The organism is Bizionia argentinensis JUB59, from assembly GCF_000224335.1.
GTDB classification, from domain to species: domain Bacteria; phylum Bacteroidota; class Bacteroidia; order Flavobacteriales; family Flavobacteriaceae; genus Algorimicrobium; species Algorimicrobium argentinense.
In genome coordinates this window covers 106,673-130,363 of the sequence record NZ_AFXZ01000019.1, presented here as the reverse complement: position 1 = coordinate 130,363, position 23,691 = coordinate 106,673, and the positions used below count along the sequence as shown (strand labels likewise).

At 35.0% G+C, this 23,691-nt stretch carries 20 protein-coding genes and 1 tRNA gene; 6 read left to right on the top strand and 15 right to left on the bottom strand.

Annotation, left to right across the window (positions count from 1 at the left end):
• The first annotated feature begins 76 nt into the window (after positions 1 to 76).
• Genes BZARG_RS06915 through BZARG_RS06900 form a run of 4 tightly spaced genes read left to right on the top strand, consistent with a single transcriptional unit; the run spans position 77 to position 4,673 of the window.
• Positions 77 to 556, top strand: a complete 480-nt coding sequence (locus tag BZARG_RS06915) for a GNAT family N-acetyltransferase (protein WP_008636728.1) — start codon at positions 77 to 79, stop codon at positions 554 to 556.
• A 1-nt stretch (position 557) separates the two neighbouring features.
• Positions 558 to 1,808 (top strand): aspartate kinase, encoded by a 1,251-nt coding sequence (locus BZARG_RS06910; RefSeq protein WP_008636719.1) that lies wholly within the window; start codon positions 558 to 560, stop codon positions 1,806 to 1,808.
• A gap of 23 nt (positions 1,809 to 1,831) precedes the next feature.
• Entirely contained in the window at positions 1,832 to 3,670 is a 1,839-nt protein-coding gene (locus BZARG_RS06905) for a GNAT family N-acyltransferase (RefSeq protein WP_040288095.1), read from the top strand.
• Positions 3,660 to 4,673: a carboxypeptidase-like regulatory domain-containing protein gene (locus BZARG_RS06900; protein ID WP_008636741.1), complete on the top strand. Its 1,014-nt coding sequence runs from the start codon at positions 3,660 to 3,662 to the stop codon at positions 4,671 to 4,673. The genes BZARG_RS06905 and BZARG_RS06900 overlap by 11 nt, the downstream gene beginning before the upstream one ends.
• Positions 4,674 to 4,756: 83 nt before the next feature.
• On the opposite strand, the gene BZARG_RS16165 is transcribed toward BZARG_RS06900, so the two are convergent.
• The 15 genes from BZARG_RS16165 to BZARG_RS06835 form a co-directional block, all read right to left on the bottom strand.
• A complete protein-coding gene (locus BZARG_RS16165) occupies positions 4,757 to 4,912 on the bottom strand; it encodes a hypothetical protein (RefSeq protein WP_008636628.1) in 156 nt (51 codons plus the stop codon).
• Between the two features lie 101 nt (positions 4,913 to 5,013).
• Complete coding sequence (locus tag BZARG_RS16160; RefSeq protein ID WP_008636633.1) at positions 5,014 to 5,163, bottom strand: hypothetical protein; 150 nt, start codon at positions 5,161 to 5,163, stop codon at positions 5,014 to 5,016.
• Between the two features lie 176 nt (positions 5,164 to 5,339).
• Entirely contained in the window at positions 5,340 to 6,296 is a 957-nt protein-coding gene (locus tag BZARG_RS06890) for a 2-hydroxyacid dehydrogenase (protein ID WP_008636643.1), read from the bottom strand.
• A gap of 189 nt (positions 6,297 to 6,485) precedes the next feature.
• On the bottom strand, positions 6,486 to 7,859 hold the full coding sequence (mgtE, locus tag BZARG_RS06885) for a magnesium transporter (RefSeq protein WP_008636582.1): 1,374 nt from the start codon (positions 7,857 to 7,859) through the stop codon (positions 6,486 to 6,488).
• 46 nt (positions 7,860 to 7,905) lie between these two features.
• Positions 7,906 to 8,685, bottom strand: coding sequence for a 16S rRNA (adenine(1518)-N(6)/adenine(1519)-N(6))-dimethyltransferase RsmA (gene rsmA / locus BZARG_RS06880; protein ID WP_008636725.1), 780 nt, complete (start codon positions 8,683 to 8,685; stop codon positions 7,906 to 7,908).
• A 33-nt stretch (positions 8,686 to 8,718) separates the two neighbouring features.
• Entirely contained in the window at positions 8,719 to 9,045 is a 327-nt protein-coding gene (locus BZARG_RS06875) for a DUF4286 family protein (protein WP_008636662.1), read from the bottom strand.
• Between the two features lie 91 nt (positions 9,046 to 9,136).
• Positions 9,137 to 10,906 carry a tetratricopeptide repeat protein gene (locus BZARG_RS06870; RefSeq protein ID WP_040288094.1) on the bottom strand — a complete coding sequence of 590 codons (1,770 nt, stop codon included), beginning with the start codon at positions 10,904 to 10,906 and terminating at the stop codon, positions 9,137 to 9,139.
• 169 nt (positions 10,907 to 11,075) lie between these two features.
• Positions 11,076 to 11,204, bottom strand: a complete 129-nt coding sequence (locus tag BZARG_RS16130; RefSeq protein ID WP_008636588.1) for a hypothetical protein — start codon at positions 11,202 to 11,204, stop codon at positions 11,076 to 11,078.
• A gap of 157 nt (positions 11,205 to 11,361) precedes the next feature.
• Positions 11,362 to 12,633, bottom strand: a complete 1,272-nt coding sequence (gene serS / locus BZARG_RS06865; RefSeq protein WP_008636573.1) for a serine--tRNA ligase — start codon at positions 12,631 to 12,633, stop codon at positions 11,362 to 11,364.
• A gap of 33 nt (positions 12,634 to 12,666) precedes the next feature.
• The gene (locus tag BZARG_RS06860; protein WP_008636620.1) at positions 12,667 to 13,998 is read right to left on the bottom strand and encodes an HTTM domain-containing protein; all 1,332 of its coding nucleotides are present in this window, start codon (positions 13,996 to 13,998) and stop codon (positions 12,667 to 12,669) included.
• Positions 13,985 to 14,923 carry a bifunctional riboflavin kinase/FAD synthetase gene (locus tag BZARG_RS06855; RefSeq protein ID WP_008636668.1) on the bottom strand — a complete coding sequence of 313 codons (939 nt, stop codon included), beginning with the start codon at positions 14,921 to 14,923 and terminating at the stop codon, positions 13,985 to 13,987. Before BZARG_RS06855 ends, BZARG_RS06860 begins: the two co-directional genes overlap by 14 nt.
• 80 nt (positions 14,924 to 15,003) lie before the next feature.
• A complete protein-coding gene (locus tag BZARG_RS15205; protein ID WP_008636765.1) occupies positions 15,004 to 17,799 on the bottom strand; it encodes a T9SS-dependent choice-of-anchor J family protein in 2,796 nt (931 codons plus the stop codon).
• A gap of 268 nt (positions 17,800 to 18,067) precedes the next feature.
• A complete protein-coding gene (pth, locus tag BZARG_RS06845) occupies positions 18,068 to 18,634 on the bottom strand; it encodes an aminoacyl-tRNA hydrolase (RefSeq protein WP_008636587.1) in 567 nt (188 codons plus the stop codon).
• Between the two features lie 159 nt (positions 18,635 to 18,793).
• The gene (locus BZARG_RS06840) at positions 18,794 to 19,420 is read right to left on the bottom strand and encodes a 50S ribosomal protein L25/general stress protein Ctc (protein WP_008636599.1); all 627 of its coding nucleotides are present in this window, start codon (positions 19,418 to 19,420) and stop codon (positions 18,794 to 18,796) included.
• A 54-nt stretch (positions 19,421 to 19,474) separates the two neighbouring features.
• Entirely contained in the window at positions 19,475 to 20,416 is a 942-nt protein-coding gene (locus BZARG_RS06835) for a ribose-phosphate pyrophosphokinase (RefSeq protein ID WP_008636726.1), read from the bottom strand.
• A gap of 155 nt (positions 20,417 to 20,571) precedes the next feature.
• Between BZARG_RS06835 and BZARG_RS06830 the strand changes: the two genes are divergently transcribed.
• A tRNA-Leu gene (locus BZARG_RS06830) sits at positions 20,572 to 20,653 on the top strand.
• A 526-nt stretch (positions 20,654 to 21,179) separates the two neighbouring features.
• Positions 21,180 to 23,522, top strand: coding sequence for a BspA family leucine-rich repeat surface protein (locus BZARG_RS15200; RefSeq protein ID WP_008636615.1), 2,343 nt, complete (start codon positions 21,180 to 21,182; stop codon positions 23,520 to 23,522).
• The last annotated feature ends 169 nt before the right edge of the window (positions 23,523 to 23,691 follow it).

Below are 23,691 nucleotides of genomic sequence, written 5' to 3'. Positions count from 1 at the left end.
CAATAACAACCTTTTCGTAGTGTTTATATGTGGCTAAATACCCTAGATTAAACTATATTTACCCCAAAATTAGGGAATGGATATTTTAGTTCGAGATGCCAAAAAAGCAGATATGAAGTCTGTTTTAAAACTTATAAATGAATTAGCCGTTTATGAAAAGGAACCTGACGCGGTTGAGGTAACGGTTGCCGATTTAGAAAATCACGGTTTCGGAGATAATCCTGCATTTCATTGTTTTGTTGCCGAAATAAATGAAGAAATTGTTGGTATTGCTTTAGTTTATATGCGCTATTCTACATGGAAAGGACGTGTTCTACATCTAGAAGATTTAGTTGTTAGTCAGGCTAAACGCGGTTTTGGTATTGGCACTGTTTTATTGGATGAAGTGGTAAAATATGGCAGCACATTAGGTGTTAAGCGTATTTGTTGGGAAGTTTTAGATTGGAATGAACCAGCAATAAGTTTTTACGAGCAAAAGGGCGCGAACGTTATGCGCGATTGGGATGTGGTGCAAATGGATGAAGCTGCAATAAAAAGTTATATTTCAAACATATAATATGCAAGTATTTAAATTTGGAGGTGCATCCACTAAAGATGCAGCAGGCATTAAAAATTTAGTAAGCGTTTTAAATGAAACGGGCTATGATGATACTTTGATTATTATTTCTGCAATGGGAAAAATGACCAATGCTATAGAAATTGTTATTGGAAATTACTTTAACAATCAACCAGAATTGCAAAGCTCGTTGCAGGATGTTAGAAAATTTCATAATGCTATTTTACTGGATTTGTTTGAAGACGAAAACCATGTAATATTTAAAAAAGTTTCTCATTTGTTTGATGAGCTAATGGCGTTTTTTAAGCGAAATAAATCGCCTGATTACAATTTTGTTTACGATCAAGCTATTGGTTATGGCGAATTGGTTTCGTCTACCATTGTTAGCGCATATTTTAATGAAGTTGGTTTAGATAATGCCTGGCTAGACGTACGTGAATTTATTAAAACTGATAGCTATTACAGACGTGCAAACGTAAATTGGTTGGAAACGCAAGCTAAAATTGCCACAAACTTTAATAAAAGTAAACTGAATATTACACAAGGGTTTTTAGCTAGTGATGCTAATAATTTCACAACAACTTTAGGACGTGAAGGAAGTGATTATACAGCAGCAATTTTTGCTTATTGTTTAAATGCGGAAAGCGTAACTATTTGGAAAGATGTTCCAGGTGTTTTAAATGCGGATCCGCGGTATTTTGAAAATTCGCAATTACTTAATAATATTTCCTATCGGGAAGCTATCGAGCTCGCTTTTTATGGTGCATCGGTAATTCATCCTAAAACCTTGCAGCCATTACAGCGTAAGGAAATTCCTTTATTTGTTAAGTCGTTTTTAAAACCTAAAGATCCCGGAACACGCGTTGGTAAAGGTGTTGGTATAGAACCTGAAATACCGTGCTTTATTTTAAAACGTAATCAGGTTTTAATTTCATTATCATCGTTGGACTTCTCGTATATCGTTGAGGAAAATATAAGTGATATTTTTAATTTGCTGCATTTGTATAAAATGAAAGTTGGCGTTATTCAAAATTCAGCCATCAGTTTTTCGGTATGTGTGGAAGATATATATTTGAACTTGGATAAACTATTACAACATTTAAAAGCTAAATTTAAGGTAACTTGCCATGAAAATGTATCTTTATACACAATCAGACATTATAACGAACAAGCAGTTGCACAATTAGAAGAAGGTAAAACTATTTTAATGAAGCAGTTAGCCCAAGAAACTATGCAAATGATTACTGCATAAATCAAATAATTAGAGTTTTGTAAATGAGTAAAGTATCAGATAAAGAATTGGTAACGGCCAAGGAGGTAGCGAAAGCTATTAAGCTTGATAAATTTGGTTTTATTGGCACTTTTGCAGGTTGGAGTTTAATAAAGTTACTAAAAATATCTACCGTAAGCGATGTTTATAATCGCAATAAACATTTATCCGAATTAGATTTCTTGGATGGTGTTCTAGATGATTTTCAAATTAAATTTGAAATCCCGGAAGAAGATTTAAAGCGCTTACCAAAAGAAGGTCCATTTATAACGGTTTCAAATCATCCATTGGGTGGAATTGATGGTATTTTACTTTTAAAACTAATGCTTGAACAGCGTAAAGATTATAAAATAATTGCCAATTTTCTGCTGCATAGAGTTGTGCCTTTACGACCATTTATTATGCCCGTCAACCCTTTCGAGGGTAAAAAGGATGCAAAATCCAGTATAACAGGATTTAAAAATTCCATTCTGCATTTGCGTGAAGGACATCCTTTAGGAGTTTTTCCAGCTGGCCAAGTTTCAACCTATCGCGATGGTAAGTTAGTGGTAGATAAACCATGGGAGCCTGCTGCTATTAAGTTAATTCAAAAAGCACAAGTACCTGTTGTTCCTATTTATTTTCATGCTAAAAACAGCCGATTTTTTTATAGACTATCTAAAATAAGCGATACGCTTAGAACGGCTAAATTGCCAAGCGAATTGCTTACTCAAAAACGACGTATTATAAAAGTACGTATTGGTAGAACTATTTCAGTTGCCGATCAAAATGATCATGCTACATTAGAAGGCCTTTCCGAATTTTTAAGAAGAAGAACCTATATGTTGTCCAATTCCTTTGATGAAAAAGGGAATTTATTGAGTAATTTTTCTACCAATTTAAAATTACCAAAACCTTCAAAACCGCCAAAACGTATTGTTGGTGGGATTGACAAGAAGTTGATGATTAAAGAGGTTGATGCGTTACGTGAAGACGACTCTAGACTGCTTCAAAGTAAAAATTACGAAGTATTTTTAGCAACTGCTGCGGAAATCCCTAATATTTTACAAGAAATTGGACGCCTGCGAGAAATAACCTTTCGCGAGGTAGGTGAAGGGACTAACGAAGCGATTGATTTAGATGCGTTTGATACATATTATCACCACATGTTTCTTTGGGATTCTCAAGAGAATATTTTAGTCGGTTCCTACAGAATGGGACTGGGAGCAGAGATATTTAAAAAATTTGGTATAGACGGTTTTTACTTGCAAGATTTATTCCGTTTTGAACCCGAACTTCATAAAATGATGAGCCAATCTATAGAAATGGGTCGCGCATTTATTATAAAAAGCTATCAGCAAAAACCCATGCCATTGTTTCTACTTTGGAAAGGTATTGTGCATATTACTCTGCGTTTTCCAGAACATAAATATTTAATTGGAGGGGTAAGTATTAGTAACCAGTTTACTAATTTCTCAAAATCGTTGATGATAGAGTTTATGAAATCGCATTATTACGATCCGTATGTGGCGCAATATGTGCATCCTAAAAAGGAGTTTAAAGTGAAACTGAAAGACGCCGATAAAGATTTTGTTTTTGATGAAGCGGAAGCCGATTTAAATAAGTTTGACAAAATTATTGATGAGGTCGAGCCAGGTGCTTTACGCTTACCTGTTTTACTGAAAAAATACATTAAGCAAAATGCGCGACTCGTCGCTTTTAATGTAGATCCCTTGTTTAATAATTCTGTAGATGGCTTGATGTATATTAAAATTGCCGATTTACCTGAAAGTACGGTGAAACCAGTAATGGAAGAATTTCAAGCGGAGTTGGAACGTAAATTATCTGAACAGAATGAAAGTTAAATATCTGTTTTTTATTGTTTTATTTTGCGTTTTAAAGACGTACTCCCAAACAGTTTCTGGTGTTGTAATTGATTCTAATACAAATCAGCCTATTGAAGGTGCGTCCGTTTATTTTGACAATACCACGGTTGGAACCATTTCAAATGAGCAAGGTTTATTTAATATTCAAAAACCGACTGCTGTTACTAGTCCATTGGTAATTTCCTTTTTAGGTTATAAAAAGCAAGTTATTTCTGGCTATTCTCCTGATGAAAAACTTTCTGTTCTTTTAGTTGAGGATATTAGTGCTTTAAACGAAGTTTTTTTAGTTTCTAAAGACTCTTGGTCGCGAGAGCGAAAAATGAAGGAATTTAAAACGTCTTTTTTTGGTATATCTAAAAACGCTTTGTCTTGTGAGATTTTAAATGAAGATGATATCCGATTACAATTTTTAGAAGACCAAAATAAACTGGTAGCATCCGCGACTGTGCCTTTAATAATAATGAATAAGAAATTGAAGTACCAGATTCAATATGATCTTCAGGATTTTGAAATTGATTATAATTATCAAGTGGAATTAGATTCTTATTTTGCATCGTCGGTTTATTATGCTGGAACTATGTTTTATACTTCTGAATCAAATTCTAGAAATATTGTTAGGCGCCGAATAAAAGCTTATAAAGGATCGGTATTGCATTTTATGCGCTCATTATTAGAAGAGAAACTAAAGGAGAATAAATTTATACTGTTGTTTAACGGTAGAGAAGTACTAGCTGAAAATTTTATTAGTGTTTCCAATACTGATAACCCATCGATATTTCAGGTGGAATTACATCAACCATTAACGGTTGTCTCTGAGAATGATATAGAGAAAAATTCAGTTATAACTAGTAGCGAAACCTATTTTTATTTAGATAGAAATGGAAATCATATGCCTGCTGATGCGCTGATTTTTAAAGGGTATTTTGGTAATAATCGTGTTGGTGATACTTTGCCCTTGGATTATCAGCAGGACGAAAAGTAATTATTGATTAAGCTTTATTTTATGGCTTTGTAATTAGCTTTTTTTTAATTCAGACTCATAAATACGTATCCATTCCTTAACGGTTAGTTTTTGCAGAGTTCAGCAATAAGTTCAAAAGGGATCTCTTCCACTTTTTTAAAGCGCATACAGCTTTTTCCAATATCTAGTTTGCGCTTGTTGTATTTGGAGTATTCGGAAACAAACCAATCGTGAATTTCTTGGACAGTATACAATCCCATATGGTGTAAATTTATAGAGTTTTTTGTGAAGCGAAACTCATAAATGGCAGTGGTTCTTTTGTGTTATAGTGATAGCCATCTGGATAAATACTTTGTGGTATTTAATAACCTATCATACCATATTGTATTCCTTCTTCAAAACCTTTAGGTAAGTTAGTTTTGATGGCATTGCTTAATTTTTCTAAAGCTGCGTGACGTTCTTCCGGTGATTGACTGATATAATTTTCTGGATAATCAGCTGTGTTTGTCATAACTTTAAGATTTTACGTTTCAAAATTATACTGGAAACTACACTAATTATAAATCCTATTACAAGAATGGTACGTCTACAAGAAGACTGCTTAAAAAAGATTGCTAAAAATGGTTTTATGGTATGCTATTACTGGAGTTGACCGTATTTAAAAACCATTTATATTATGCCAATAAGTTAGTGAAATCTAGCCTTAATTTTATTCACAATAGTTTGAGCTAGTTTCTCTTTGCTTTCAATAGTCCAGCCAGCTACGTGCGGTGTTAATAGTACGTTTTCTGCTTTTATTAAAAACTGAAAAGCTTCTGGCATCTCGACTGCGCCCGATGTGACATCTTTTTTGAATAAATTTTCGAATGATGCTTTCTCATACTCCAAAACATCCAATCCAGCACCTAAAATTTTTCTGGATTTTAAGGCAGCAACTAGATCATTTGTTACTACGCTTTTACCACGCGCAGTATTAATTAACCAAAAAGATTGTTTGAAGGCGTTAATAAAATTGGCATTCACCATGTTTTGTGTAAGTGGCGTTTGCGGTGTATGCAAGCTCAATACATCGGCTTGCGCTTGAAGTATCTTTAAATCTACTTGGGTTGCATTCTCATCGCCCATATTGGGTTTTATATCGTAACATAAAACAGTTACGTCAAAGCCACGTAGTTTTTTGGCAAAAGCTTTCCCCATATTACCATAACCAATAAGACCAACGGTTTTTCCATCGAGTTCTATTCCGCGGTTTTCTTCGCGTAGCCAGATGCCGCTTCTTACTTCCTGATCTGCTTTATTGAGTTTATTGAATAAGGAAAGGAGCATGCCCAAAGTATGTTCGCCAACAGCATTCATATTGCCTTCTGGTGCTGAAATAAGATGTACGCCATTTTTTTCGGCATGAACACCATCAATGTTTTCTACACCGGCGCCAACGCGACCAATAAATTTAAGATTGGTAGCAGCATCCAAAAATTGCTTATCTATAGTAAAACGACTGCGAATAATAACACCGTGATACTGATGGATTTTAGACTCAATTTCAGTTTTAGAGGACGTGTAGTCTTCATCATTTTGAAATCCTAAAGCTTGTAGTTGCTCTAGCAAAAATGGATGATTCGTGTCTAAATGCAGTATTTTCATAGGAATAGAAAGCAGTTAATTAATTACTTACAAAGATACTAAAACCTAAATAGTCTTGCTGATTTTTAATGCCTGTAATGATTTTGCGCTAGCGATAAAAACGGCATCCATTTCTTTTTTTGGAAAAAAGAAATGATACAGTGGATAGCGCGACCTTTATGGTAGCGCCCAAAAACTCATTATATTTATCTAAAAGCCTAACATAAATTTGGCGATAAGAAAGTAAATTAATATACCAAATAAATCATTGCTGGTGGTTATAAATGGGCCTGTTGCAACGGCGGGATCGATGCCTCGTTTATTTAGAAAAATAGGAATAAATGTACCAATTAAAGCTGCCATAATTATTACAGCAACTAGCGCCATGCTAATGGTTACAGATACGATATAAGGTGTGTCGAAAACAAAATGTGTAATTAATAATCCAATAACTGCGATGGCAAAACCGTTAACGAGACCTAAAAGAGCTTCTTTTAAAAGGCGTTTAATAATATTTCCATCTACACTGTTGTTTGCTAATCCTTGAACGACAATTGCAGAGGATTGCACACCTACATTTCCGGCGGTTGCCTGTATAAGCGGAACGAAACTTAATAGGATAACAAATGCACCCATGTGGTCGTTAAATTGCTCGATAATTCCAGCTGCTCCTAATCCGCCAAACATACCAATTAAAAGCCATGGTAAACGTGCTTTGGTTAGCTTCCAAATACTGTCATCGGCTTCTACATCTTGTGAGATACCTGCCGCTAGTTGATAATCTTTATCGGCTTCTTCTCGAATAACATCCACAATATCATCAATAGTAATGCGGCCCAAAAGCGTATGATTTTTATCGACGACTGGAATAGCTTCCAAATCGTATTTCTGCATCACTTTGGCGACTTCCTCGACGTCTTCATCTACAAACACATAGTCCACACTAGTAATATAAATATCTGCGATTTTCTGATCGCTTCTGGCAACAATTAAATCTTTTAATGAGAGTCGTCCTTTCAATTTATTTTGTCGGTCTACCACATAAATAGAATGTACGCGCCTTACATCTTGAGCTTGCGCACGAATACGACGTAAACAGCCAGCAACCGTCCATGTTTCATAGACCTTAACGAGTTCTTTTGCCATAAGTCCACCTGCGGTATCTTCATCATAAGCTAGAAGTTCGGTAATTTCATCACGGTGTTCGGTATCTTCAATATGGGAGATAACTTCGGCTTGACGTTCTTCGGGAAGTTCGGCAATAATATCGGCAGCATCATCGGTGTCTAATTCTTCAATTTCTTCGGCAATTTCTTTAGCCGACATGTTTTTAAGAATTTTTTCCCGCGTATCCTCATCCAACTCGATTAGAATATCGGCCGTTGTTTCAGAATCTAATAGTTTAATGACATAAACGGCTTCCTCCAGATTTAATTCATCTAGAATTTCGGCGATATCTGCATGGTGTATATCAAGAAATAGCTCTTCCAATGCCGCATCGTCTCTATTTTCGATAAGGATTTCTACCTGTTCTAGGAGTTCATCAGTAAGCTGAAATTGTATGTTCTCTATTTTTTCAAACATAGGCTGTTATTTTTGTCGGTTTACTTAATTTAAAAATCAAACATATCTAGTCGTTACTATCGGTTTCAATAAGCTTGGTAAGCTCTAAAAATGTTGCCACAGACAATTGCTCCGGGCGCTTGTCAAAGATAGTATTCGCTTTTAAACTATCGGACAGATTAAAGGTTTTTAAACTGTTGCGCAATGTTTTTCTTCGTTGTTGAAAGGCTTGTTTTACGACTTGAAAAAACAGCTTTTCACTACAAGGTAATTCAAAATTTTCTTTTCTAGTTAGTCGAAGTACACCAGATTCAACTTTTGGTGGCGGATTAAAAACTGTTGGCGGTACGGTAAATAAATATTCAGCCTCGTAAAATGCTTGTGTTAATACCGATAGAATTCCATACACTTTACTGCCTTCTTTGGAACAGATACGTTGAGCAACCTCTTTTTGAAACATGCCTGCAAATTCTGGAATTTGATCCCGCATTTCCAATGTTTTAAAAACGATTTGTGTTGAAATATTATATGGAAAATTCCCAATTATGGCCAATTCTTCGCCATTGAAAACCTCATTTAAATCGTACTTCAAAAAATCTTTCTCTATAACCCGATCTGCTAAATTGAGATAGTTGTTTTTTAGATAAGCGACAGATTCCGTATCAATTTCAATAACGTGCGTTATAATATCTTTTTTTAGAAGATATTTTGTTAATACACCCATACCTGGACCAATTTCCAAAACATGTTTATATCCTTTAAAAGACAAGGAATCGGCTATTTTTTCTGCAATGGTTTCATCGGTTAAAAAATGTTGACCTAAATGTTTTTTTGCTTTTACAGACATGTGTGGGGGTTATTAGTTTTAAAAACGTGATTTTTATTTGGCTATTGCCGTAAATTCTTCAATGATTTCTAATTCTGTACGGAAAGCCAAAGTTTTATCAGCAAATTTATTGAGGCCTTCCAAGCGTAAATTATCCGCGTGATTTTGATAATAATTTTCCAAGGATTCACGTGAATGAGCACGATATTGTACAGAATAGGTTATACCACCAAGATCTTCTTCAATTAAAATTTTTGAAAATTTAGCTTCCTTGAAGTTCCCAGTTGCCAAAACTTGTGGAATCTGTATGGTTTTCATCCATGAAAGCCATTCGGTATGAATACTCGGATCCACATTAATGGTGACATTATATATAATCATAACAGTAATTTGTTTTTGCAAATTACAGGAGTTCTACGTCAGCATCAAAAGGTTTTATCTTTTTTAATGCATAAATCTGTGTTTTTCGCTCTTAATTTAAGTCATCGCCACGCAATTGACGGTATTTTTTACGGGCCTCAACAAAGTAAATACTGTCTTGGTGATTAAAAATAATCTGTTCGTAATACTCTTTAGCTTTCACAGGATTTTGCAATTCATTTTCGTGTAATTGGGCTAATGCAAAATACGCGTCATCGGCTAAAATACCATCTTTGAAATTCGCGATTATAATTTGATAATTAATAATAGCTTTTTCAAACTGTTGTTTTGTTTCAAATAACTGGCCTTGTTTATAAAGTGCTTGTGCTTCTATAGATTGACCTTTGTAATTCTCTAAAATGGCATCTATTAATTCGATAGCCTTATTTGGTTTGTTTTGAAACGCCATTAAATCGGCTTTAGCATACAATTTTAAAGCTGCTTGAGTGGAATCTTCAAATTTATTGTCGGTTATTAGTAGCATTAAATCCAGCGCATCATTGGCTATAAGTTGTGATGTGGACGACTTTAATATTTTAAGTTGAGATTCTGACCATTTAAAATCACCTTTATAATAACTAGTTTGAGCCACTTTAAAACGTGCTTCCTGCGCTAGCGTGCTGTTTTTTAAATTTCGTTGAATTTGGGTGAAATAAATTAGCGCTTCATTAAATTTTTCTTGGAGCACCAGAATATCACCTAATTCTAATTTAACTGTGCCTTCTTCTAAATCGGATATTGGCAGTTTTAAACTTTCTTTTAAAAATAGAGTCGCACTTTCGGGATTATGTTTAAAAAACCCTAAAAAATGTGCGTAAGCAATTTGTAATTTAATGGTTTGTCTGGTTTTTCCAAAGGTTTCGAATAGCTCCAAATAAGTGTTTTCAATAGCGTTTAAATCCGTTAGTGTTTTTAGCTCAATTTGAAGCAAGTTGTAATGTGCGCCAATTTGAACATCTGGGTTTTGGGCCGTTTCTGCCAAATAAGTAAAAATAGTTTTTGCCGAATTAAAATCCTTATCGTTCATAGCAACAATTGCGAGCTCTTCAATACGATCTAGGCTTTCTGGCTGCCTATTGAAAATAGCTTTTTCTTGTGCAAATGCCTTATTATATTCTTTTTGCTGAATAAACAACCAACTCAATAAATTATTCCAAAGAAGATTGGGCTCCTGTTGAATGTTTTTTAATAAAATACGTCTTAATAGAATGTTGTTTTCGTTCTCGGAATCCTCCGAAATAAAATCGCTCATAGCGCGTTTTATAGTGTTCAAATAGGAGTTATTGATGTTTACAAAGTTTAAATAATTGCTAAACATTTTTTCAATATTACCTTGTTCACCATAAATGGTAGCCAATTGAATACTAAAGTTAAGTGTTGGTTTAAGTTCCATGGCCTTTTCGTAGGTAGCGATGGCTTCATTTAAGAGCGTGCGGTTTTCGAAGAATTTTGCCACGGAAAACACATAATTCGGGTTTTCATCTAAATAATTGATAGCTATATTGTAGTTCGTTTTGGCCGCATCTAAATTGTCTTTTAGTTGAAAATTATAACCTAGTTCTACATAAAGAGCAGGATATAAAACACGTTCAATTTGTTTAATTAATAGGGCTTCAGCTTGGTCTAATTGTTCGAGTTGCTGGTGTGTTTTTACCAGTTCTAAAAAGTAAACATTGTTGTTAGAAGATTTTCTATATAAATCTTTATAGGCTATAAGAGCTTTTTCAAATTCCCCATTCTTAACATATTCTTTAGCAAGCAAGTCTTCTTGTGAAAAAAGACTGATGGATGATAGAAGAAAACATATTAAAAAAAATCGCATAGCATTACTTTCTGTAAATATAACAAAAGTGTACCGTAGATGTTCTGAATGTTTTTATAAAAAAAAATGCCTGAAAAAATTTCAGGCATTTGCCAATCAAAATAAGTGTGCTATTAATCATTGTATATTACAAGATGATTCAAATATCTGATCGGAATTCTTTATTATGTTATTCTACACCAACCGAAGCTGTTATAGAATTATGCGTTTTTTGTGATAAATCGAAATCTGAAAAGATAAATGTACTTGCAATAACAGCTAATATAATTAGAAGAAAAAGTCGTGCGAGGTTTTTCATTGACAGTAGATTTTAGATTTCTTATACACGAACTTGCAATTTTTTATTTGTTTGACAAAATAAAACAACAAAAAATCGTTAAATAGCAGGTTATTTGTGCTCTTTAACGATTTTAATATGTAAATATTGCTTTTTAAGTAAGAATATTCCTGTAAAACTAATCAATAATTGAAAAACCAGTATATGGAATTAGTACCTCTGGAATCATAATACCTTCTGGAGTTTGATAGTTTTCTAGAATTCCAGCTAATACGCGCGGCAAAGCTAAAGAACTTCCATTAAGCGTGTGCGCTAATTCATTTTTGCCTTCACTATTTTTGAAACGTAGCTTCAAACGGTTGGCTTGAAAAGTTTCGAAATTGGATACAGATGAAATTTCTAACCAACGATCTTGCGCTGTTGAAAACACTTCGAAATCGTAAGTCATAGCCGCTGTAAATCCTAAATCACCACCACAAAGGCGTAAAATACGATATGGTAGTTTCAGTTCGCGTAAAATTTCTCTAACGTGATCCACCATAGTATCCAGAGCCTTATAAGAATTTTCTGGATGTTCTACGCGTAAGATTTCCACCTTATCAAATTGGTGTAAACGATTTAATCCACGAACATGTGCGCCATAGCTTCCAGCTTCACGACGGAAACAAGGGGTGTAACCGGTTATACCAATTGGCAACTCGTTCTCGTTTAATATAACGTCGCGAAAAATATTAGTTCCAGGAACTTCGGAAGTTGGAATGAGGTATAAATTATCTTCAGTAACGTGGTACATTTGCCCTTCTTTATCTGGTAACTGCCCAGTTCCGAATCCTGAAGCTTCATTTACTAAAAGTGGTAATTGGTATTCTGTGTAACCAGCAGCTGTATTTTTATCCAAAAAATAGGCAATAAGTGCACGTTGTAATCGTGCGCCTTTTCCTTTATAAACCGGGAAACCTGCACCTGTAATTTTGTTTCCTAATTCAAAATCGATGATATCGTATTTTTTAGCTAATTCCCAATGTGGTAAAGCACCGTCATGAAGGGTTGGGATCTTACCTTCAATAAATATTTCTTCGTTTTCTTCTTCAGAATTTCCTGCAGGAACCAATTCATTTGGAACATTGGGGATTTTATATAATAACTGATTTAAGGCTTCTGCCGTTTCATTCAGTTTATCATTTAATTCTTTTGTTTCGGTTTTTAAATCTGCTGTTCTGGCTTTTAGTGCATTCGCTTGTTCCGCCTGACCGGATTTGTATAGAATACCAATTTCTTTAGAAAGCGAATTGGATTCCGCTAACATATTGTCAAGATGTGTTTGTTCTTGTCGTCTTTGCTCGTCTAATGCAATCACTTGATTGATCATTTCGGCAGCATCGATTTGGCGTTTTTTCAAACGTTCAATAACCAAATCTTTATGCTCTCTAATAAAAGGTATTTGTAACATAGAATTAAAAATTTAAGCGGTAAAATTACGGAATTAGCGCGTGAAATAGCCTTGTTTCGGCGGTAAAATCCATTCACTGTGTTTAAAGTGCGACCATTTTGTGGCCGCCAAATCTACATTTGGGTCTATAAACGGAATAAATGGCCGACCGTTTACGCTTATTCTGCTATCGACATATACCGAAATGTCTTGGCCTTTTTTGGCATAATCTTCTTTTAAAACTTGCGAAAACTGCCAAATAGCATCAGGTTTTGCACTTGCTAGACGCTTTTGCTTTGGGGTTAAATAATGGTCTAAATTAACAGTGGTTCTAACCTGGGATTTTTTGTCTACTACATAATATATGGTGTGTCCGCTTTTAGAGCGTAACATCATGCGCCAGGACATTCTATGACCTTCTTCTGTCCATAAAACCGATTGTGGAATTACAATATGGCGGAGCGGTAACAAAATCTGAAACGAAAAATAGATAGCGAAAACCGTTAGCATAGGTTTTTTGTAAGCCGGAATAATTACCTGTGAATCACTATAAAATGGTTTCTTCTTTAAGAAAATACGATGTATGGCTTGCGGTTCAAAAAAGAATAAGGCAAAAGCAAGCGATAAATAGGGGAAAATGCCAACTTGAAATATAAAAGAATTAAATAGATGAAAAAATACAGCTGCAAAAAATGCTAATTTTCGGGTTGGTTTGTATAATAGGAGTGGAATTATTAAACCATCGAATAGAATACCGCCATAGGCTAAAAAATAATGCAACCATTCATTTTGTAGAAACTCACCAACAAGACTATAATGCTGTTTGCTTTTCATTAAAATACCCATAATGGAAGCATCTAACCAATCTGGATAGAGCTTGACAATAGCGCCGTAAGTGTAAACGATAAACATTTGTAGTATAAAAATGTATCGACACCAATTAGGCATGCCGTTTTCTTTGATACTAGGGTTGTGTTTAGCATCTAAAGAGGCATTTTTATGCGCTGGTAGAATAACCATGATTGCACTTAATAAAGCGAGTAAGTAGTAATGGTTATTATAAGACGATTTTTGCATTAAATAAGTTGCTGTCCACATAATGGCAAACATGAAAGCACTGAAACGATATCGATATCCAAGCATTATGAACAGCCCGAACCCTCCCATGATAAGATAATAAATATACATACCAGAACCTGGCAGGGGCTGCAACCATTCAAAACCAATAAAAGTAAATGTAAATTCTGGCTCTACTAATGTACGTCTTAACCATCCGGTAAAAATGGCACCAACGGATTCTAAAAAACATAGCAATCCGAAAATAATTCTAAAAATTATTAAAGCGGAGTTATCAACTTGTTTAAAAAGAAAATTAGTGAGTCGCATTATTTTCTATGTAGTGTAAAGCAGTCTGTTTATCTTGCTGTAATTGTTTTTGCAAGGCTTCAACCGAATTAAATTTTTGTTCATCTCGGATGCGGTCTAACATTTCTATTTTTAATTTAGAATCGTATAAATTGTCATCTAAATTAAAGAAATTAACTTCAATAGTTTGTGTTTTTTCTTGACTAACGGTTGGGTTAATTCCAATGTTCATCATACCGTAGTAAGTTTTATTATTTATTTCCGATTTCACCACGTAAACACCTTCTTTAGGGATAAGTTTATAACGCTCTTCAATGTGAATATTTGCGGTTGGGAAACCAATGTTTTTGCCTAAACCTTTACCGTGAATAACGGTTCCTGTAAGCATATAATTATAGCCTAAATAACTATTAGCCTTTTTTACGTTTCCGTCTTGTAAAGCGGTTCTAATTTTTGTGGAGCTTACGGATACCTCATTAATATCTTGAACTGAAATTTCTTCAACTTCAAATCCAAATTGCTCGCCAAATTTGCGCAAATCGTCAATATTGGCGGTTCTATTTCTACCAAATTGATGATCGTAACCGATAATCACCTTTTTGGCATGTAAATGATCCACTAAAACATCGGAAACAAAATCACTTGCTTTTAGCCGAGAAAATTCTTTTGTAAATTTCTTTATAAAAAGATAATCCAATCCATGGGCTTTCATAATAGCCGCTTTTTCATCAATGGTATTGAGCATTTTTATGTCGCTATCTTTTTGTAAAACCATACGTGGATGTGGAAAGAAGGTTAAAATTGCCGACTTCCGCCCATTATTCTTGGCAGAATTAACAAGTCTTTCAATTATTTTTTTGTGACCAATATGCACACCATCAAAAGTACCAATGGTAATAACGGTATCATCTTTAAAGTCGCTATGTAGCGTTTCTATTATTTTCAACGTGACGAATTATTTGTACAAAAATATAAAAGCGGATTGATATAAGTACCAATCCGCTTTTAAGTTTCAAAAAACGTTTGCTATTTCTTGATAAAAGGTATGGAAACCTGATTAGACGCTTGATATAATTTAATAAAATACATGCCTTTGCTTAAATAAGACGTGTTTATGGATAAATCTGATCCGTTATTAATTTCATTGCTCAAAACCACTTGACCAAGGATATTATAAACCGTGTAGCTATCTGGTAATATATTATGAGCTTTTATAGTCAATTGATTTGAAGCAGGATTTGGGTACACGCTAAAGTTGTTTGCCCCATCGTTTTGTAAACTTGAGGATGCATTTAGAGGTCCAAAATAGAACGTTCCATTTAAGTCCGTAAAGTTAGCTTTTAAGGTAACGATGTCGTCACCAAAGTTACCAACAGTTGCAGCTATAGTTTCTTCAACCGTACCATTTACTTCTCTAAAAATATATAGTTCAGTTCTGTTTTTACCTGTTGCCGTTTCCCATCCAGCGATTTCTGCTTTTGTAAAGTAGAAGGAAATTGTAATGTCTCCATTTGTGTTTGCATTTTCTGTAGTTATGTTAAAAACTTTATCCATTGCAAACTCTGTTAGGTTTGTGTTTACGAAGACTTGAGATCCAGAGCCTTCACGTATGACAGAAATATCTAAACAGCCATAATCGAAACTATCGTTGTTTTCTAATCTGGCCATAATATTGCCTGACGTATTATCATAAGAATAAACATCAACAACTCCAGAAAGCTGCATTCTAGCAGATGCCCCTGGATTTACAGCTGTTTGTGCAGTGGTTGATTTATATGTTGTAACAGAAACATCATCTAGCATAAAAGCAAAAGCATCACTAGATAATACATGTATTGTTATATAGACATCTTGACCATTATAGGCCGATAAATCATAAGTAAATTCTGTCCATGTATCTGGAGCTTCAGCATAAGGGGAAGCTGTTAAATATGTGAAATTGTCTGGGTTTGTGTCTGTAGTAGAAACACCTACTCTAAAACGTTCTAAACCATACTCAGCTGTGGCGGATCTAGCCCAAAATTTAAGCTCGCTATCTATTCCATCTAGGAGAATCTGCGGCGTAAAAATATAATCGTTGTTGTCAGGAGTAGTTGCAGCAAAGCAATAGTACCCTTTAGAGCCTGAATGTGTGTCTAAATTTTCTCCTACTAAAGAAGGGCTTGTTAGACTTGGATTAAATACTATAAATGTACCCGTATAAGATTGATTAGGGAATGTTGTATTTGAAATGCCATAAGTAGTACTACCATCCATATCCTTCATAGTCCAGCCACCTACTGGGTTACTGGCAAAATCGTTATAGGTTTCAAAACCATCAGAAAATACGTTGACTAAAGAATTTAGAGTAGGGGCAGTGTCATCATTAACTATTGTATACGTTAGGGTTTGTGAGCCGTTTGTTGCTAATTCGGCATCGCCAGATGTGGCTAGAGTCATGTAAACAATGATGGTTTCATCATCTTCAATAAAGCTATCTTCAAAAACTCGTAAAGTTAAGGTTTGAATATCATTAGAACCGGCAGTAAAAGTAACCGTAGGCGTTACAAGTTCGAAATCCGTCATATTGGTTGCAGTACCGCTTAAAGTGAACGTTATAGTAGCATCTGCAGATGGCGCTTTGCCTATCTGAATTGGAATATCCAAATCTCTATAATTACAACCTGTACCTTCCATTTCATTTAAGATTGGTGTACGAAATGCGATTATAGGTTCTGGGTTACCTGTTGTTGAGTTTTGCAAATTTGAAATGCCATCCGCATTTTCAAGAACTGTAATAATTCTGTTTACTTGATCGGCAGTAAAGATATTCATACAAGCATCGTTTGTATAATCCATATAGTTTTCAACCATGTCAGGGCCTAATCCATCTGCAGAGCATCTATCAATAGTAGGGCATCCGCTATTAGATGCATTAGAATCTGGTGTGTCTGCACAGTAATCATCGTTTGTGCAATTTGAAGTATCTCCCCAAATATGTCTTAAGCCAAGCCAATGACCCATTTCATGTGTTAATGTCCGACCTTTATTATAAGGGGTTGCTGTTCCTTCATTAATTAATGAACCGACACTACCAGAAAGAACCACAACACCATCTGTAAGAGCAGAGCCATTATTAGCATCCATCCCTGGAAGTGTGGAGTTTGAGGGGAACTGTGCGTAACCCAATAAGGTATCTTCTAAATTTGCTGTCCAAATGTTAGCATATAAAGAACGGTCCCAAATAGTGGCTGGCTTAATGGAGTTGTCGAGTTGTGCTGTTTCGAGTGCACCAGTATAACCATATTGTCTATCAATACCTGGCTCTGGCAATATGTTACCATCTGGATCAACTACAGCAGGAATAAAATTTATTTCGGCAGATGCAGCTGCTGGATGCGTACTTCCTGAAAGATTATTAAAATCTAAATTTAACTGATCTATTTGTGCTTGTATTTTTTCGGCAGATATGTCATGAACATCACCGGGAGATCCAGCGAGTACGTGAAAAATAATTGGGATATTAATAATAGCTCCTCTATGCGTTCCATTTGTTCTGGCGCTGGCAATACGTTGTTTACGTGCTTCAGCTAAAGGTGCTAGCCAATTTTCAAAATCTTCTTTGGATTGTATATTAGGATTGTTCTGTCGGCGTAATTCTTCCACTTCTACCGTAGCACATCTAACATATCCTGTTTCAGCTAAATGTCTTTGATTTTCTACTGTTAATTGTAATGGCCCCTCTGGAATGGATTTAAAGTTCGGATTCTGCTGTGCATATAGATTAGATCCACCAATAAATAACAGAATTAACCAAAATAGTAGAAAGTTGTTTTGTTTCATGATAAGCATTTAAAATTAGCTAAAATAATTGTATCGAGTAAAAATAGCTAAAATAACAGTATATTATAGATGCTTTAAACTATTTATTGCTAAATAAATGCTCTTTTTATGATGTTTATAGGGAAGGGTCATAAAAACATAAAATTACAAAAATTACGCTACCAATTACTCTGGCTGTACTTGAAGGTCTAAAATTAAGAATTTGTCTTGTTTCGAAAACCCTAATTTTTAGAGAGCATTAGCTATTTCAATATTATAAAAATCATTTTTATTTTCCATTAAAACTGCTCATGGTATTATTAATACCTGCAGTTCCGAAAGATTTAATGAGTTCTACCGATTTTTCCAAGCGCTCTGTTAAGGCTTTGTTTTCTTCGTCAGACCAATCGCCAAGAACATAATCTACTTGTCGGCCTGTACTAAACTCATCACTTATTCCAAAACGGAAACGATTATATTTGGTGGTGTTTAATTTGTCTTGAATATCTTTAAGTCCATTGTGACCGCCATCACTTCCTTTAGTTTTTAAGCGAATGCTTCCGAAAGGCAAATTCAAATCATCGGTAATAATTAGTAAATTTTCTAAAGGAATTTTCTCTTTGGTTAACCAGTACATAACAGATTTTCCACTTAAATTCATGAACGTACTCGGCTTTAATAAAATAAACGTTCGACCTTTAAATTTATAGGTGGTTAAATCGCCTAGCTTATCGGTTGTAAAAGTTAAGCTTTCTTTGTCGGCTAAAAAGTCTAATACTTTAAATCCAATATTATGGCGTGTATTATGATATTTAGCACCAATATTCCCTAAACCTACAATTAGAAATTTTTTCATACTATCTGTTTCGTCTATTTTAAAAGTTTGGCTTTTCTTAAAAAAATTAAAGAATTTGTACATGCTTCAAATGTATGTAAAATTAAAAAAGCATTCTGAATCCCGATAGTTACCGGGATAGAATGCTTTTATAAATGTTTGCACTGCGAAAAAAAGGGTTTATTCTTGTCCTTCTGCTTCTGGAGTTGCTTCAGCACCTTCCTCAAGATCCTCAAGATCCTCATCGGCAACTACTACTGCAGCTCTTGCACGTTTAATCTGACAAACAACTGTGTTGTCAGTATGCATGATTTGGTATGCTTCGTTTTCTAAAGCAGTAACATATAATTTAGATCCAACTTTTAAAGGCGTAATATCTACCTCAATAAAATCAGGTAAATTACTTGGTAAAGCTTTCACACGTAATTTACGTGCGTTTTTACGTAAAACACCACCAGCTTTAACACCTTTAGAACTTCCTATAAAGTGTACAGGAATTTCCATAGAAATAGCTTTATCTTCAAATAATTGGTAGAAATCTATATGTAAGATTCTATCTGTTACTGGGTGGAACTGAATATCTTGCAAAATTGCATTTAATTTGTCTCCACCTTCTAAAGAAATCACAACTGTATGCGCATTAGGCGTATAAACCAGTTTTGAAAATGCGATTTCTTCAGCATTAAAATGTACTGGTTTGCCACCTCCGTATAATACGCAAGGTACCTGTCCAGCATTACGTAAGGCTTTTGTTGCTTTCTTGCCTACGCTTTCTCTTTTAGATCCGTTAATTGTAATTGACTTCATTGTTTAAATATATAATTATTATTAATATTCTAGTTTTGGTAGTATTAAACGATACTACATGACAAATTTTGAGCTAATAGATTTGTTATAATGCACATTCTGCATCACTTCAGCAAATAAATTAGCACAAGTTAATACGCGAATTTTAGAGCTTTCTTGTTTTAAAGGAATAGAATCGGTTACAATTAATTCTTCTAATTTAGAATTCTCTATACGCTCATAAGCATTCCCTGATAAAATAGGATGCGTACAAATAGCACGAACACTTAAGGCACCACGTTCCATCATTAAATCGGCTGCTTTTGTTAAAGTTCCAGCGGTATCCACCATATCATCCACTAGCACCACATTTTTCCCAGTTACATCGCCAATTAATTCCATGTGCGAAATGACATTAGCCTGGGCACGTTGTTTATAACAGATAACTACATCGCTTTCCAGTGCTTTGGAATATGCATATGCTCTTTTAGAACCACCCATATCTGGTGATGCAATGGTTAAATTATCTAGTTTCAAACCTCTTAAGTACGGTAGAAAAATAGTGGAAGCAAATAAATGATCGACTGGTTTTTCAAAAAATCCTTGAATTTGATCCGCATGCAAATCCATGGTAATAATTCGTGTTGCTCCAGCTGCTTCTAGCATTTTTGCGACTAGTTTTGCAGCAATAGGCACACGTGGTTTGTCTTTTCTATCTTGTCTTGCCCAGCCAAAATATGGTAAAACGGCGGTAATGTGTCTAGCTGAAGCGCGTTTTGCAGCATCAATCATCAATAACATTTCCATTAAGTTTTCGGCACCTGGGTTTGTAGATCCGATAATAAAAATACGGGTTCCACGGATAGACTCTTCGTATGATGGTTGAAATTCACCATCACTATAGGTTGAGGTAATAACGTTACCCATAGGAATACCAAAAGCGTCAGCAATTTTTTGAGCTAATACTTTACTTTGTGTACAGGTAAAAATCTTGGCTTCTGTGTGGGAGTTTGGCATATCTAACCGATTGTATGATAATGATTTATAATCACTCTTGTTTTACGAGGTGCAAATTTAAGAATTTATTTCAACTCCAAAAGCATAAAAGACAGTATTTTTAATTGTTAGAAGGATTTTATTTTCTAATTTTGCAATCTACTTCAAATAAGTACGCTCAAGTGGTGGAATTGGTAGACACGTTGGATTCAAAATCCAATGTCGCAAGACGTGCGGGTTCGATTCCCGCCTTGAGTACTGAAAGCCTTAACAAGAAATGTTAAGGCTTTTTTTATTTTTCATTATTAGGTACTTAATTTCGAAAACTAGTAACCATTCATTTTTCCTTAACCTTGCGTAATTTATTTACGGTCTAAATTATTAATAGATTCTGAAATGGAATCTTAAAAGTTGCTATGACTTGCTTCAATAAATTTTCTTGGTCCAGGAAGTTTTAATCTGATAGTACATATTTTCTCAATTTCGTCTGATCTGGTGTTTTTTAAAATATATATCCGGGCGCATCACTATTTCATATTTTGAGTCCACGTATTCTAGCTTTTCTTTGGGCGTAAATACAACTAAATCACCAAATCTACGTACCCATACGTATTGTATAGTGCTGGCATTTAGTATATTATTGCCGCTGCTGTATGATTTTTTTTTTAGTCTATAGGAAGTATAATTGTGACAACAATTATCGTCTTATTGTATTTTTTAAAAAACATTACAACGCTATTTATTAATTATTTAACCTGAATACAAACTCACTAACTTTTTTACTATGAATAAAATTACTTTATTACTTCTCTTTATTTTGGCTTTTTTAGGCATCCAAGTTAATGCCCAAATTACATCAGCCCAAGTTACGAATAACGCAACCGCATCTTTACAAATGCAGACTCAAATAGAAAAGACTATAAGGCTGCAGCGAAGTGCTACTTCGCGCACGACCAACAGAAATCTAGAGGCAACATACGTTGGCGCATTTAATACTGATGATGGCCCTTTGTGGAATGATAATCCGATGGTGTATAATGGTTTAGAGGCTGCTGCACTGGTATTTGGAGGTGGTCCGTCGGATTATGCTATTTCTACGAATTCTAATACCGCCGACCCTGCCACTATAACCCATACGGCATGGGCAACTACATGGGGTGTTGATGATTGCCTAGAAATAGATGAAGATTATTCAGTTGATTTAGGCGATCCTGGTTATAATGCTCCCGGAGGAGAATATAGTGCTGTATCAGCTTACACTAAAGACAATTGCTTTGCACCTGGTAATACAAATTATGTTTGGTTGGTTGATAATTCAACCTCATTTATAACCACATGGCAGACCACTATTGCTAACGAAACCATTAACATACCTACTACTGGTGTTGGTTATAACTACAGGGTTGATTGGGGAGATGGTACGGCGAATGCTCTAATTTCAGGCGACGTACTTCATACTTATGAAACACCGGGTATATATACGGTTAAGATCAGTGGCGATTTTCCGCGTATTTACTTTAATAATTCTGGAGATAGAGAAAAAATACGTTCCATAGAACAATGGGGAACTACTGAATGGGCCTCAATGAGCTCTGCTTTTTATGGCTGCAACAATCTTGTTGGAAATGCAACGGATGCGCCAGACCTTTCTGGAGTAACCGATATGTCATATATGTTCAGCGAAGCATCCGTATTTAATCAAGATATTGGTTCATGGAATATGAGTAACGTGACCACTATGGAGGGTATGTTTAGAGGTGCTTCCGCATTTAATAATGCCATTGGTACTTGGGATTTAAGTAATGTGACTAATATGGGTTCTGTATTTTATGAGGCAATTGCATTTAATCAAGATATTAGCACTTGGAATGTGAGTAGTGTTACCAATATGGCAAATATGTTTACAAATGCTATAGCATTCAATCAAAACATTGGTGCTTGGAACGTGAGTAATGTGACCGTTATGAACGATATGTTTCAAGGCGCTACGCTTTCAACACTCAATTACGATGCGCTTTTAAATGGTTGGCGTGCTTTGCCTACTTTGCAAGCTGGGGTAAACTTCCATGCTGGCAATAGTACTTATTGTACAGGCGAAAATGCTAGAATAGCATTGGAGGGTAGTTTTACCTGGGCCATTACTGATGCCGGACTAGACTGTACAGGAATTCAAACATGTACGCCACCAATAATAACTATTGAAGTGCAAGATGTTGATGGCAATCCAATGGTTGATTGTATAGAGCAAGGCAGCCCATACTATGCAATGGTAACGCTGTCAGGTGGGTATGGAAACACGTCTTACAATGTTTCTGCCAATAACTCGGATGCAGTTGAAGTAGCTGCTGATGATTTTGAAGTTTTTGGACCATTTACAGTTGGAACAAACTTTAGCGTAGGTGCCATGGGTATTCAAAATGGAGATTGTTATGTTTCTACATCTATTAATTCTCCAGCTTTTTGTCCACCTCCTAGTAACGATTGCATAAATTCTATACCACTTTCATGTGGTGATTCAGTTGCTGGCACTACTTTGAGCGCTACTAATAGTGGAATGGGAAGCGCATCTTGTAGCGTTGGTACACAAAAGGATGTGTTTTACACGCTTGATGTACTTGAAAATAATGAATATACAGTAACTGTTGTTGGAGCAAACTATGACGCAGTACTCGCAATTTACTCTGGTGCATGTGGTAGTTTAACTGAAATTGATTGTGTAGACAATGGTTTTACAGATGGTGTTGAAGAGACGATTACATTTACAGCTGCCGCTACAGAAGCGCTAATTATTAGAACCTATGACTGGAGTTCTTCGGCAGGAGACTTCATAATTAGCGTAACATGCCCAACAATGTCTATTAATGATAACATGATGTTAGTAGAAAGACGTCTATATCCAAACCCATTAAACGATGGTACATTCTACATTCATGCGCCAAAATTAAACGGTGAGCAGGTAGTTGTGAATATCACGGATATGGCTGGAAGACAAATTTTCAATAACACATTATCAGTTACTGATAATAAAGTAACGGTTTCTGTAAAGGATGCTTTAACGTCAGGCATGTATTTTGTAACGCTAAAACATGCAGGTGAATCAAGTACATTTAGAGTAATGAAGAAGTAATATTAATAACTAGAAGACATAAATGTTTGTCATAAATAAAAAACCGCCTCATATTGAAGCGGTTTTTTCATGAAAAAGGATATTGTTATAGAAGCAATTTTTTTAGAAATTAATGTGTAAAAGGTTAATCAAATAATTTACGCGTGCTTTATTATTGAAAAAATAACAA